A 13,756-nucleotide genomic window follows, 5' to 3' on the forward strand; every position below is an offset into this window, starting at 1 on the left:
TGTCGTAATAACAAACGGGACTGATTATTAATTTATAAACAGCCCCTTCATCGCACTTATTATTACTATAATACCATATCTGATAGTATTTGTGTATATTTCATACATTTTTCAGTTACCATTTTTCTACTTCTCCATTTTTTAATACCTCTTTAAAAGCAACTATTGCCACTTCTATTTGCTTATCATCTGGTTCTTTAGTAGTGAAGTATTGAAAAGCCATACCTGGTAAGTTTAAAATCTTGATTAGCTTATTGTCACATATATATAATCCTTTAAATATTTCATATGATATTCCTGCTACTAAGGGCATTAATGATAATCTCACTATCATGTTAATTACAGGGCTATACCACCCTACAAATGAAAATATAACTATACTTATAACTAGCACCATTACAATATATGATGTTCCACATCTTGAGTGTTTTGTAGAGTACTTTCTCACATTTTGTATCGTTAGACTCTCATTATTTTCATAGCAATGTATTGTTTTATGTTCTGCTCCATGATACATCCATATCCTTTTCATATCTTTTAGATTTGAAGAGGCTATTATGTATACTGTAAAAATAACTAGTCTGAGCATCCCTTCTAATGCATTATTAACAATAGTATTACTCCCCCCAATAAAACCAATAATTAAGTTTGGAATTAATACAAATAAAGCTATGCTAAAAAATACAGATATCATCGCTGCGAAATATAGTAATATTCCATTAAATTTATTCCCAAATTTTCTTATTAAAAATTCTTCTAGCTTTGACGATGGTATATTATCAAGTCCTGCTATTTCAGCTGAATACATGATTGCTTTTATACCTTGAACATTCATCCTGAAATATTCAACCATCCCTCTTACAATAGGGATTTTTTTTGTTATTATGTTGTTTTCAAAAGTAACATTTTTAACCTCTATCTCATCATTTGTTTTTCTAATTGCGATTGATGTCTTATTTGTGCCTTTTATCATTAACCCCTCGATAAGTGCTTGCCCTCCATAAACTGTTTTCTTCAACTTTAAATCTCCTTTAGCACAATTTTAATCTCTACCTACACCCTACGAATCTTTATAAAAAGTATCCCTAAAATAACTATAGCTAATGGTATATAATTGATAATTTTCATAAATACTTCTTTTTTCCTCATCTTAATCATCACCTCAAATCAATGTATTTATCTTTACTTTAACATGGTTTTCCATATGCAAATTATACAATGTCAAAAACGGTTAATTACTTGTCGCTTTTAATGCTTTTGAAATCATCTGACCAATGCTATAATGAAAATATAATGCTTAGAAGAGGTAAAATATTATGGTACATATTGCTATTTGTGATGATAATATTATAGATGTTGAAAATATTGAGAAAAGAATAAAAAATATTCAGCAGTATTATAATGAAAAAATAATGACGTATATATACTATTCAGGAGAAACCTTTTGTGATGCTATTGATGAAAAATGCCCTTTTGACATTGTCATAATGGATATAGAAATGGAAGGTATGAATGGGATTGATGCGGCTAAAAAATTACGCTCTAATGATGATAATGATTTCGTATTATTAATATACTTATCTAATCATGACAATTATTTATTAGAGTTATTTGATGTACAACCATATGGTTTCATACAAAAACCTGTTGATGCTAATGTATTTTATAATAAATTAAGAAAAGCAGTAGATAAGACTATTCGCTATAAAAGTAGTGGAAAGCGTCTAGTTTTACCCATAACCCAAAAAGGTAGGGAGCTTCTAGTTACATTTGATGATATCATTTATCTAGAAAGTAGAATCCGGGTAATCTATTTATTCACCTCAATCAACGTAATAAGGTACTATGGAAAGTTAAACAATGAAGAGTTAAAACTTTCAGCTGGTGCTTTTGTTAGAACGCACCAATCATATCTTGTGAATTTAAAGTATATAAAGGTAATCTATAGTGATATGTTAATACTTATTGATGGTACTGAAATTCCGATCAGCAACAATAAAAGACAATTAGTTAAAGAAACTTATCTAAAATATAGGAGGAATTATTTTGAGTGATTTTATAAAAGAAGAATTATTTTATTTAGGAACTTTACCATTACTCTGTATTATAATTCACTATTTTTTCTATAATTGTTTAGGTAGTAGCTTTAAAAAAACTTCTCATATTGTGTTAGTCTATGTTATGTATACAGCTTTGCATTTTACTCTACATTTGTCTTCACTGTATTCCACAGTAAACATGAGTCTAAACATCGTCATTCTACTCATTATTAGCTTCTTTTACAATAAAAATTATCTATGGAAAATAGGAACTGTATTATTTATCTGCGCAATAATGTTGTTAAGCGATGCAATGGTTCAATCATTTTTGTGTATTATTGTATTCCCAAACTATACAACTCCTGTTTATATAATTAGCTTATTTCTTTCAAAATGTATTATGTTTGTTTTAGTATATATAGCTAAAAAATTTTGCAAATCATTTTGTGAATGTAATTTATCTGCATATCATTGGGCGTTTATATTAATCGTTCCAATTACAAGCTATTATGGATTCTATCAATTTTATCTTTATTATTATATGGGTAAATCACCTTGGTTTCATACAATAATCGCCTTATTACTTATTTTTATTAATTTTATCGCATTCATATTATTTAACTACATTATACAACTTAAAATAAAACAGAATGATTCTATACTCTTGAAACAAGAAATAAATTATTACAATCATCAATACCTATTAGCAAAATCTACTCGCAAAGAAACTCTTAGATTTAGGCATGATATAAAAAACATATTAGTTGGTTTGTTATCTGAGCTGAAAAATGGAAATATTGATGAATGTAAAAAGCTTATTCTCTCGCACGTAGAAGATTATGACATTAGCACTATTCCATCCTATTGTAATAATTTAATTATTGATTCTATTATAAAATATAAATATAAAATAGCTAAATCATATGACATAGTATTTGATGTTGATTTGAAAATTCCAGATAATATAAAAGTTGATGCTACCAATATAAGTATTATACTTGGAAACGCTTTAGATAATGCTATAGAAGCATGCCAGAGAGTTTTGGTTAAAGATAAGATAATAAAATGTCAAATGCATTACCAAAATGAAAGCTTATTCATTCATATTGAAAATCCATATGTAAACTCTTTAAACAAAGATAATGACACAATCCTCTCAACTAAAAAGTCTAAATATCATGGCTTTGGAATAGACAGTATACGCAAAGCAGTGAGCAAATCAAATGGTATCTTTGATGTAACATTTACTGACAATGTATTTTGCATAGAGATAGTATTATTTTGTATTAAAAGAAAAAAACAAAAAGATATAGCAACTTAATAGAAAATATCAATCATGGTATAGTTTTATTTTACTTCTTTAAACTCTTCACTTGCACCTGTAGGGTATAATACATTCCGTTTGAGTAGAAACCCGAATATTTTATCTTTTCAATCACAATCAAATTACCTATAGGATAAAGAGCATTTTCTTCTATATAACCATAGAATTTAGATTTTTCAATATCCATTTCTGTTATATCCTCTATAAAAATATCATGACTTAAATAAAGCCCTTCCTTAAGAATTATTTTATCGAATCGTTTAAATCCTTCTGTATCATTAGTTTTAAGCAAACAAATACTTAAGGTCTCTTCATCTAAATGGACAATATAGCTATCTTGATAGGTATCATTAAAATTTATACTTTGTGACTTCATGAGTTCATAGGTTTCTTTAATTGTATATTCAAGTATATTCCCCGTATGAAGACAATAGAGTATTCTTTCTGGCATATGAGTAACGTGATAAAAGCACTTCATGTTTTTAGAATTTTCCACGTAATTTAAATTATTAATTATATGCTTTTTTTTGTTTTTAAGTTCTTGAATCTTTGCATCTATTGATATAAGTGAAGAATTTAAAATTTTTGTGTAATCATCAATAGAATAGTCATCAATAATATTTTTTATCTGTTTTAGTGGAATACCTAATTTTCTAAACAATAAAATATTTTCTAATTTATATAATTCATCGTAACCATAAAGTCTATAACCGTTATCATCAATATTACAGGGTGATATTAGTCCTTCTTTTTCATAGTAGCGAATACTTGAAGTGGAAGTATTGAGCATTTCTGCTAATTCTCCAATAATTAAATATTTACGCACTCTATAAAACCTCCTTGACATTAAACCTACTTTAAGGTTTATTATATAATAATATAAATACTAATACAAACATATTGAATTACTTAGTTTTATTATAAATGTAAATGAGTAAAATATTTAAATACTGATATTTAATATGTAAGTTTCTTAGAATAATTAGAAAGGATGCAATAATAAATGAAACTATCAAAACATACACAGATTGACTTAGGTAATGATAAAGTATATAAGATTTTTTGGAAATATGCTATTCCATCTATACTAGCAACATTAGCACAATGTACAGCTGGTTTTGTGGATTCAGTATTCATTGGACGATATGTTGGATCTGAAGGACTATCGGCAATTACTCTTATAATGCCTATCGTGATGTTTTTCGGAGGAATAGGCATAATGATTGCAATTGGAGGAACTACACTCGCAGGTATTCATAAAGGAAAAGAAGAACAAGAAAAAAGTAATAATTATTTCAATGTTACAATAATGCTACTCAGTATTTCATCAATTATAGCCACAATTATATTCGTTACATTTAGTAGAAATTTTTCGATTTTATTGGGTGCTAAAGGAGAAGTATTAGAACTTGTAGTTGATTATATAAAAACATTAGCTCTTTTTTTCCTACCATTTTTATTAACCTTTGCTTTTTCATATTTCTTAAAATTAGATGGAAAACCTGTTAAAGTAGTAGTAATTGTACTTAGTGGAACAGTAATAAATATATTTTTGGATTATTTGTTAGTTGGTATTTTAGGATGGAAGATGAAAGGTGCTGCACTTGCAACTGGAGTTTCACAACTGATTCCTTGGACACTTATGATTTATATTATCAAATTCAAATCATCCTGGAAATTTTCATTTCCCGTTTTTAGAATAAAAGAAATATGGGCAATGTTATTTAATGGATCATCAGAATTATTGAGTATGGCTGCAGCATCAATTGCAGGATTCATATATAACATAATAATAATTAAAAAAATCGGGTTACATGGTGTTGCAGCATATGCAGTAGCACTTCAAATAACAACAATTTCAACATCAATATTTTATGGATTTGCAGAAGCTGTTCAATCTGCTATAAGTTTTAATCTAGGTGCTAATAAACTTAAAAGAGTTAAAAAATTGAGAAATATCTCCATATATACAAATTTTATTGCTGGTATAGTTCTATGCCTAGTTTCACTTATCTTTGGTAAAGGTATAGCTAGTATTTTTGTTAAAGAACAAGGAACTATTGAAATGGCCACATATATATTAAATTTTTATGCATTTGCATTTGTATTGAGTGGGATAAATATAACTTTAACAACTTATTATACCGCTGTAAACTCACCAGTATTATCTGGTTTACTGGCGACGACACGAAGCCTTATAGCTATAATCATAGGACTAGTATTATTCCCAATGATATTTGGAGATCAAGGTATTTGGATGGTGGTAATATTTGCTGAGATTACTACAGTTATTATGGGAATTGTATGTATGAAACGATATACCTTTGGTTTAGTAAAAAAATAATACTAACCCAAATTGACTAAGAAGCATATCCGTTTTTCAAAATTAAACACTGTTTTAAACCAGTGTTGATAATAGAACACATAAAAGTGGACAAATTATTTGTCCACTTTACTTCTTAATCCTAATTAAGATTGCTCATAGAAATATATATATCGTTTTACCTCAATAACAATCAAAACTAATCAAAAAACTTCCCCTTATAAAAATTCTCATTATCAAGTTTTTTTGCCTTCAGCCTGAAAATGACACAGCCATCCGGGCATACAATATCCTTGCTATATTTACTATTGCCACCAATGTTCTCTAAATCTCCACCACTTCTCACCGACTCCATGATTGGAAACATAACCATCATAACTTTGGAACAGATACCTTGTCCATCCGAATTTACGGGACAGCCATAGGTGCAAGTATACCTATCTCCCACTTCCTCACCGTTTCGGCAGTACCTCTCTGTATGGTCACTGCGAAGAAACCCAGTTACCTCAATTTCAAATTCGTACTCCTCATTGTACCATTTTTTCATGATTAACCTCCAAATTCTAATTTATCGAGCAGTTTAATAAATAATTCACTCGCATAATAATACGATTGTTCAATACTTTATATTCTTATTATACATAATTTATGGTCATATTTTCAGTAATAATGTAAAGAATATTGAATTTATACAAATAACGGTTATTTCACCTGAAACCATTTGCCATAGTAAAACTACGAGGTATATAACTGTGAATTATCAAGTTTTAATTTTTAGAGTTTCTTTATCTGTGCTAAATGTAGTTATCTACTTATTCCATTTAATGTAGTTATTTAGATATTTTGTTGCAACTCCATTAAACTACTCATTATCTTTTTAAATTAGAGTGAAATCTGTTGATGCGCTGAATATGGTATAAATCCTTTTTATGTCTCCCTCTTATAATTCTTATGTTCCAATTCCATAGCAAATGCGTATAACCCTTGTGGCTATCTTTACATAGCATAGAATGCTCCTCTATACGATTACCATATAAGCATTTCAATTCGTCTTGCCAGTACATTAATAGCTCTATTATCAAATTACCTTTAAAAAAGATTGTGATAGCCTTCACAAGATTATTTACTGTGAAGCGTATTTAAACCATCCTCCAAAGTATCCTTAAAGAATATATTGTTTCCATTATTGCACTCGTATATAAAATCTCTAAGACTTTTGCTTTTGTAAATAGAAAAATCGCCTACGATTGCAACTCTCATCTTATAGTTAACAAATTTTTGCAACATCTCTCCTGCAAGTCTAGTTTTTAAATCAAAGAATTTTTCTGGTAAGTTCTCTTTGTATATGAGTACCTTGTCACATCCATTGTAAGCTGCATTTCCCATAACATCTATTGCCGCTTGTATATTATCTATATTATTCTGAACAATCGCAATCTTGGATTGCCCTCTTTTATCAAAAAACATCCTCAAACCTCCTATTCTCTTAAAAATTTAACTATGTCTTTAGTAACGCCAAATATAACATGCCCTCTATCCTTGATAACTTTAGTTTTTGCTTTAGGAAGTAATTTCAACAAACGCTCAGATGTTTTTTTAGTAGGTAATAATGCATCATTTTCTCCACCAATAAACAACACTGGATTTTTAATTTTACTCATTTCTTCATCTGTAAAAACAGGCAACGCTCCAACCATTGGATTGAAGTTATTTGCTATCAAGCTAGATGCTTCAATAGCTTCAATAGGAACATCATCACTTCCATATACAATCTGATTTAATTTTTTAAAACCTCTTTCCCCCATCATCAAAAGAGTTATAGATCTAAACAAAAAAGATATCTTTGCAGGTGCTATACCAGAAGTCGCTAGTAGTACTAATTTAGAGACTCTATTTGGATAAGTTATTGCAAATTTGAGCGACATCCAACCCCCTAATGAGTTACCCATAAATATTGCTTTTGATATATTTAGACTGTCTAATATATCCTTAATCCACAACGCATACTCATCACTTTTTAGATTTAATCTATTTTCATCGCTTTTTCCTGCTTCTCCTATTATATCTATCGCTATCACATAATAATGTTCACTTAACTCTAAGACATCTCCAATCCACATTGAAGAGTTACTACAACTACCATGTATTAAAATCAACGGCTGTTTTGCAATATCTCCACTTTTTACTACATAAGTTTTTCCATAGCGTGTATTGATATATTCTTCTTCATACGGTAAAGGCCATAGCTCCATTGTTGTTTCGTAGTGTTTTATAATCGCTTTTTTACCTTCATTAGATTTAAAAATTGATTTAGCCATATTATTACTCCTTCCATTTAGTATTATATTACACTCCTCATAATGCATTATAGTCCTATATTTAACTTTTGTCAATACTCTTTTTGGTATTTTATAATACTTTGTGGAACTTAAGTGTAATTGATTGAATAAAAAAAAGGCTGAAGATCTGTTATTTTCAACCTTTAACCAAATGTTCCTTATTACTCCTTATTATTAATAAATTTTCCCCTTACTACATAAACAGCACCGACTTTAGATAATTCTTTATATTTTTTTTCATCTAAAAGTTTTGCTTCATTTACTTTTCCTTGCTTTTCATCTTCTATTACTATTCTAACACCTAATATAAATTCTTCATCTTGCTTGATATTGATTGTTTTTGTATTTGGCTTATTATATATTATGCAATTTTTTATTGAATTTGCTCTAACTAAAGTTCCTCCGTCAAGAGTAATTCTAAGATTGCCATCTTCTCTTTTAAACATACATAATATCTTACCTTCTGATGATATTTGATTACTTGTACGTAATAATTTGTCTGTTACTAATTTTCCTTTTTCATAGTGAGTAACACTCATCTCTAACCAATTAAGCTCCTTCGGTACATTTGAATACTTAAAGTAAAAAATATTATTAGGATTGTTTCCTAACCCTCGTATGATTTCTTTTTGTTCATCATCAAATTCTATCAATCTAATAACACTATCCTTATTTTCAGCATCTTTACTAATATCTTTATTTATTGGCTTATCATTACACCCTGTTAATCCAACTATAGTTACTAAAAATACTACAGTTATTAATTTTTTTAACTTTTTATAATACATATCATCCTCCAAATATTTACATTATGTATGTATTATATCATATCTCTTATTGATGTATCACTTTTGTAGATCTAATATTTTTATTAAATGCTGTGAATTCAGTTATAGTAAATATAACTGCTAATATGATTGTAAGTAAATCACTTACTGGTAATGATAGCCACACTCCTATCTCGCCTATAAATCTTGGTAATAATAAAGCTATCGGTACAAAAAACAATATCTGTCTTCCCACAACTATAATCGCAGCCTTTCCTCCCTTTCCTAAAGCTTGGAATAGTGTAATGGATGTTATCATAAATCCGTACAATAAGAACACACACAAGTACATTCTAAACTTACTAGCACCCATAGCAATCAATCCTTCATCTGTAATAAACCAACTTAATATAAATTTAGGTAATATCATAAATGCTAACCAAAAAGCTATTGATATCCCACTAGCTATTTTGGTAAATGTTTTGAATGCGTCCTTTACCCTGGTATTATTTTTAGCCCCAAAATTCGCACCAAGTACAGGTTGTAAGCCTTGACCTATTCCCCACATTGGTATGAAAGCGAACATCATAATTCTTTGAGCAGCTCCTATAATAATAACACTATTGTCTCCTCCATATGAGGACATAAATCTTAGTAAAATTGCTAATTGTGCAGCTGACATAATCTGCATTAGCATTGCTGAAAATCCAACGCCAGCCATTTTAGGTAGTATATCAAATGACACTTTAAAACTATTCCTTGTAAGTTTAATAACACTTTTTCCATATTTAAAATATACTATATCTCCTATTAAATATATAAACTGACTTAATACTGTTGCTACTGCTGCACCTTCTATACCCATATCAAATACACTTATGAATATAGGATCTAGTATAATATTTATAATCATACCTATAAATACTATTTTCATTGCAGCTTTCATTCTACCTTCACCACGTATGAGCATGTTAAGTGCAGGCCCTACTCCCCCAAATATAAAGCCTAAAGATATGATTTTAATATATCTTTCACTCAGATTCAATATCTCATTTTTTGCTCCTATAAATTTAAGTAATCCTGAAGCATTAAAATAAACTACCCCCGTTAACAATAGCGATAAAATTGCTACACTCCAAAATACATTTCCAAATAACTTATCTATAGTTTTTTGGTCTTTCTCCCCTATTGCTCTAGATAATATTGATACCGCTCCTGTTGCAAAAAAAGTAAGTATAGCCTGATTTACCAATACTATATTGTAGCCCATTGTTATAGCTCCAACACTTTCACTGTTTATTAGCTGTCCAACAAATATAGCATCTACCATATTGTATAGTCCAACTGCCAACATACCTATCATTCCCGGTATAGCAAGCTTTGTAAAAAGCTTTCTCATGCTCATTGTAAGCAAATATTTTCTATTTTCATCCATATCTCTTTATCCCCCTTTATAATAAATTAATTTGCAATTTTACTTATTTTCCAACTTCTAGCCTTTGTTCTTCTTTTCCAAAAATCTTGATACTGCCCATTCTTATCTATAAGCTTCTCATGTGTACCACTCTGCATTATTTTACCGTTGTCTATAACCAATATTTGATCTGCATTTTTGATTGTAGATAATCTATGTGCTATTACTATGAGTGTTTTATCTTTTACTAGTTCATTGATAGCTTTTTGTATGTGCTTTTCGTTATCTGGATCAACACTTGCAGTTGCTTCATCTAATAATATTATTGGGGCATCTTTAAGTATAGCTCTTGCAATAGATATACGCTGTTTTTCTCCTCCCGATAAAGATGATCCACCTTCTCCTACTACAGTGTCATACCCATTATCTAGCTTCATGATAAAATCATGGCATCGTGCTTTTTTACACGCCTGTATAATTTCTTGCTTAGTTGCATCTGGTTTTCCAAACTTTACATTGTTTATAACAGTGTCATTAAAAAGATACACATTTTGAAAAACCATACTGATATTCCTTAGAAGACTATCGCAAGTCATTTCTTTAACATCTTTTTCCCCTATACTAACCGTACCTTTTTGTACATCCCAAAATCTTGCTACTAAATTGGCTATTGTTGTCTTACCGCATCCTGATTTCCCTACTAATGCCGTCATGGTATTCTGTGAGACTTTAAATGAAATATCATGCAGTATATTTTCTTTTTCATACGCAAATGATACATTTTTAAACTCAACATCATAGCTATTAAGTGTGATATCTCTTGCATCTTCATCTATAATCTTCTCATTAATTATTAAGTCATATCTATCTAAACAAGTTTCCATTATTCTAACAATCGCTGATACATCTCCAAGTACTTTAAAAGGCAAAAACAACTGAAATACAAAGATAAGCATTGCAAGCATAAATGACATATCTAATTCACCATTTAGTGTAAAATAAGCTGTAATAAATACTATTACTCCTGTTGCTATAGCAAAGCAATTTTCAAAGTTCCTTAGAGACGGAACAAGCTCTTTTTCAAAATCTATAGATACATCCCTGTACTTTTTGAATTCTCTATTTATTTTATCTCCTTTTTCTCCAGTCATATTAAATGATTTTATAACGGTTATTCCTTTTACATACTCTAATACTGAACTTACTAATCTTGATTGAGTCCACTGTCGTAACTCTGAGTTTCTTACACTTACTTTTTGTAACTTATTTAACATGACAACAGACACAATTAGAGTGATTATAGTGATTATTGATAGTCTTATATCTACAAACATTAACATTATAACTCCAATAATCATATTTATATATCCTGTAACTATCTTTGAAAGTGTCCTGATTGAATGTTCTTCAATAAATACTAAATCTGAAGTAATAACTGCCATAACATTCCCTATATTACCCTCAGAAAAATACCCCATTGGCAATCTCTTCAACCTATCTCCAATTTTCATTCTTTCTCTCTCAAAAATTTCATAACCAGTACCGCTTTGAAAATGATCTACTATCCTTCTTAACAATGCAGTTATAATAACACTCGTGATTATAGCTATACCAGATATCCATGCATCTCTTATTGTTATAGCATTCCTGTGCATTTTCACTATTACATATAACACTACCATAATTGGTACTTTTGAAAACATACCTTCGAAGATACTTATTACAAATGCTATTTTTAAGTTCTTAGCATAGTTATCTGCAAGTTTTAAAAGTCTTTTCACTATATTAAGCATTTTGTACCTCCTTTACATTGATGTCCCAGCTTATTGTCTCAATATGTGCATCCCATAAATCCTTATATTTCTTGGATTTAGATAGCATATCTTCATGGATTCCTTCTGAAAGTAACTTACCATTATCCATTAAAATAATTTTGTCAGCTTCCACTATAGTTGATAATCTGTGAGCTATTACAATAAGTGTCTTTCCTCCAATCAATTTGTTTAATCCTTCTTGAATTTTGTCTTCATTTTCCGAATCAGTAAATGCGGTTGCTTCGTCTAAAACGATTATAGGTGCATTTTTAAGTATGGCTCTAGCTATAGTTATTCTTTGTTTTTCTCCTCCAGAAAGTTTATCTCCTGAGTCACCTGCTTTTGTAAAATATCCATCCTTCATATTCATAATGAACTCGTGGCACATTGCTTTCTTGGAAGCTTCTATAACTTCTTCATCTGTTGCATTTGGTTTACCCATACGTATATTTTCTATTATCGATGTATTAAATAAAAACGTATCTTGAGAAACATAGCTTATCAAATCCATCAATTGTTCAAATGAAATATGCTTAATATTAACTCCACCAATAGTGATCTCCCCTTCTTTAACATCCCAAAAATGGACTAAAAGCTTTGCTAGTGTACTCTTGCCACTTCCAGATTCTCCAACTATTGCTGTTACTGTGTTTTCTTTTGCCATAAATGAAACCTCTTTAATTACATCTCTTTTATCATACGCAAAAGTTACATTATTGAAGTTTACATTATGATTCTTTATAGGTAACTTTTTATCATCAATACTTAATTCTTCCCCTTCAAATGTCATTTCGAGTTGTTCTATTTTATATTTTAGATTAGGTATAATAGGGAAAAACTCTACTAGTTTAACTAATGGAATACCAATACTCATAGACAAAAGTATGGAAAACACAAATGGTGCTAATTCGAGTGTTCCTTTAATATATAACATACTTCCAAAAGGAACTAATAAAATAACTGTGCATGGCAAGACTGTTCCATATATGGCCATATAAGTCCATGAATCTCTTATCCATGCTAGGGTATATTTTTTATAATTTTTAACAGAAGATACATACTTCTCATACGAATTAGTTGTTCTATTGAATATTTTAATAACTTCCATCCCTGTGATATACTCTACTATATTCGAGTTCATTTTTTGTGATGCTTCATAATATGGTACCATTCTTTTTATACCTGTTTTCATCATCATTCCCATTGCTAACATCCCTATAGGTATAGACCCCATCGCTAACAGTGCTAGTCTATAGTCTAATATAAACAATATAATATACACTATGATTGGTATTATTACATACGGAATACCCTCTGGAATCATATGGGCAATCAATGCTTCTACATTTTCAATATCATCTATAAAATTTTTCTTATATGTTCCTGTTCCTTTTGCGGCTATATCACCGAGCGGTAGTTTAGTCATCTTATTTGCAAAATTAATCCTCATACCCATAAGCGTATCGTAAGCTGCTTCATGTGATGATGCTAGTCCTCTTAAATAAAGATAAGTTTTTAGTAAGAGGCAGATAATTATTGCACCTGACATAATAGCCAAATACCCTATCGTTACGTTGTTATCTTCTATAAATCTCAGTATTATATCATAGGTTATTATATACGGAATCATGCCCACTATTACACTTAAGAAAATAAGAATCATAGCTATATAGACCTTGTTCTTATGTTCATTTGCGTATTTAAAAGCTTTCTTGAATGAACTCATTTCTTTACCT

12 protein-coding genes and 1 pseudogene are annotated in these 13,756 nt (G+C 29.6%); 3 read left to right on the plus strand and 10 right to left on the minus strand.

Translation table 11 applies throughout. The features are described 5' to 3' along the window. Window positions 1–115: 115 nt before the first annotated feature. Window positions 116–1,018, minus strand: coding sequence for a DUF1385 domain-containing protein (locus P3X86_RS08975; RefSeq protein ID WP_483292336.1), 903 nt, complete (start codon window positions 1,016–1,018; stop codon window positions 116–118). 298 nt (window positions 1,019–1,316) lie between these two features. Here P3X86_RS08975 and P3X86_RS08980 point away from each other — a divergent pair, with 298 nt between their 5' ends. Together P3X86_RS08980 and P3X86_RS08985 are read left to right on the plus strand one after the other, a co-directional pair. Continuing rightward, window positions 1,317–2,054 carry a LytR/AlgR family response regulator transcription factor gene (locus tag P3X86_RS08980; protein WP_483292337.1) on the plus strand — a complete coding sequence of 246 codons (738 nt, stop codon included), beginning with the start codon at window positions 1,317–1,319 and terminating at the stop codon, window positions 2,052–2,054. After that, complete coding sequence (locus tag P3X86_RS08985; RefSeq protein WP_483292338.1) at window positions 2,047–3,360, plus strand: ATP-binding protein; 1,314 nt, start codon at window positions 2,047–2,049, stop codon at window positions 3,358–3,360. The genes P3X86_RS08980 and P3X86_RS08985 overlap by 8 nt, the downstream gene beginning before the upstream one ends. A 31-nt stretch (window positions 3,361–3,391) precedes the next feature. Here the strand turns inward: P3X86_RS08985 and P3X86_RS08990 are convergent, their stop codons facing one another. Further along, on the minus strand, window positions 3,392–4,189 hold the full coding sequence (locus tag P3X86_RS08990; protein WP_483292339.1) for a helix-turn-helix domain-containing protein: 798 nt from the start codon (window positions 4,187–4,189) through the stop codon (window positions 3,392–3,394). 177 nt (window positions 4,190–4,366) lie between these two features. Here P3X86_RS08990 and P3X86_RS08995 point away from each other — a divergent pair, with 177 nt between their 5' ends. Next, entirely contained in the window at window positions 4,367–5,707 is a 1,341-nt protein-coding gene (locus P3X86_RS08995; RefSeq protein ID WP_483292340.1) for an MATE family efflux transporter, read from the plus strand. A gap of 178 nt (window positions 5,708–5,885) precedes the next feature. On the opposite strand, the gene P3X86_RS09000 is transcribed toward P3X86_RS08995, so the two are convergent. From P3X86_RS09000 to P3X86_RS09035, 8 genes and pseudogenes are all read right to left on the minus strand, one after another. Then, complete coding sequence (locus tag P3X86_RS09000) at window positions 5,886–6,233, minus strand: TIGR04076 family protein (protein ID WP_483292341.1); 348 nt, start codon at window positions 6,231–6,233, stop codon at window positions 5,886–5,888. A gap of 270 nt (window positions 6,234–6,503) precedes the next feature. Continuing rightward, a pseudogene (locus P3X86_RS09005) lies at window positions 6,504–6,612 on the minus strand (IS1595 family transposase); the annotation flags it as partial. 193 nt (window positions 6,613–6,805) lie between these two features. Next, window positions 6,806–7,153: a DUF4180 domain-containing protein gene (locus tag P3X86_RS09010; RefSeq protein ID WP_483292342.1), complete on the minus strand. Its 348-nt coding sequence runs from the start codon at window positions 7,151–7,153 to the stop codon at window positions 6,806–6,808. 11 nt (window positions 7,154–7,164) lie between these two features. Continuing rightward, a complete protein-coding gene (locus P3X86_RS09015) occupies window positions 7,165–8,004 on the minus strand; it encodes an alpha/beta fold hydrolase (RefSeq protein ID WP_483292343.1) in 840 nt (279 codons plus the stop codon). Between the two features lie 182 nt (window positions 8,005–8,186). Next, a complete protein-coding gene (locus P3X86_RS09020; RefSeq protein WP_483292344.1) occupies window positions 8,187–8,813 on the minus strand; it encodes a hypothetical protein in 627 nt (208 codons plus the stop codon). A gap of 46 nt (window positions 8,814–8,859) precedes the next feature. Next, window positions 8,860–10,227 carry an MATE family efflux transporter gene (locus P3X86_RS09025; protein WP_483292345.1) on the minus strand — a complete coding sequence of 456 codons (1,368 nt, stop codon included), beginning with the start codon at window positions 10,225–10,227 and terminating at the stop codon, window positions 8,860–8,862. A gap of 26 nt (window positions 10,228–10,253) precedes the next feature. Next, window positions 10,254–11,999 (minus strand): ABC transporter ATP-binding protein, encoded by a 1,746-nt coding sequence (locus tag P3X86_RS09030; RefSeq protein ID WP_483292346.1) that lies wholly within the window; start codon window positions 11,997–11,999, stop codon window positions 10,254–10,256. After that, window positions 11,992–13,746 carry an ABC transporter ATP-binding protein gene (locus P3X86_RS09035; RefSeq protein ID WP_483292347.1) on the minus strand — a complete coding sequence of 585 codons (1,755 nt, stop codon included), beginning with the start codon at window positions 13,744–13,746 and terminating at the stop codon, window positions 11,992–11,994. The genes P3X86_RS09030 and P3X86_RS09035 overlap by 8 nt, the downstream gene beginning before the upstream one ends. Window positions 13,747–13,756 lie beyond the last annotated feature (10 nt).

Source organism: Abyssisolibacter sp. ZYX002 (assembly GCF_056892235.1).

Coding starts and splice junctions, on each gene's coding strand:
- P3X86_RS09030 (WP_483292346.1), bottom strand. CDS start 11,999: ATGCTTAATATAGTGAAAAGACTTTTAAAACTTGCAGATAACTATGCT.
- P3X86_RS09015 (WP_483292343.1), bottom strand. CDS start 8,004: ATGGCTAAATCAATTTTTAAATCTAATGAAGGTAAAAAAGCGATTATA.
- P3X86_RS09020 (WP_483292344.1), bottom strand. CDS start 8,813: ATGTATTATAAAAAGTTAAAAAAATTAATAACTGTAGTATTTTTAGTA.
- P3X86_RS09025 (WP_483292345.1), bottom strand. CDS start 10,227: ATGGATGAAAATAGAAAATATTTGCTTACAATGAGCATGAGAAAGCTT.
- P3X86_RS08980 (WP_483292337.1), top strand. CDS start 1,317: ATGGTACATATTGCTATTTGTGATGATAATATTATAGATGTTGAAAAT.
- P3X86_RS09010 (WP_483292342.1), bottom strand. CDS start 7,153: ATGTTTTTTGATAAAAGAGGGCAATCCAAGATTGCGATTGTTCAGAAT.
- P3X86_RS09000 (WP_483292341.1), bottom strand. CDS start 6,233: ATGAAAAAATGGTACAATGAGGAGTACGAATTTGAAATTGAGGTAACT.
- P3X86_RS09035 (WP_483292347.1), bottom strand. CDS start 13,746: ATGAGTTCATTCAAGAAAGCTTTTAAATACGCAAATGAACATAAGAAC.
- P3X86_RS08995 (WP_483292340.1), top strand. CDS start 4,367: ATGAAACTATCAAAACATACACAGATTGACTTAGGTAATGATAAAGTA.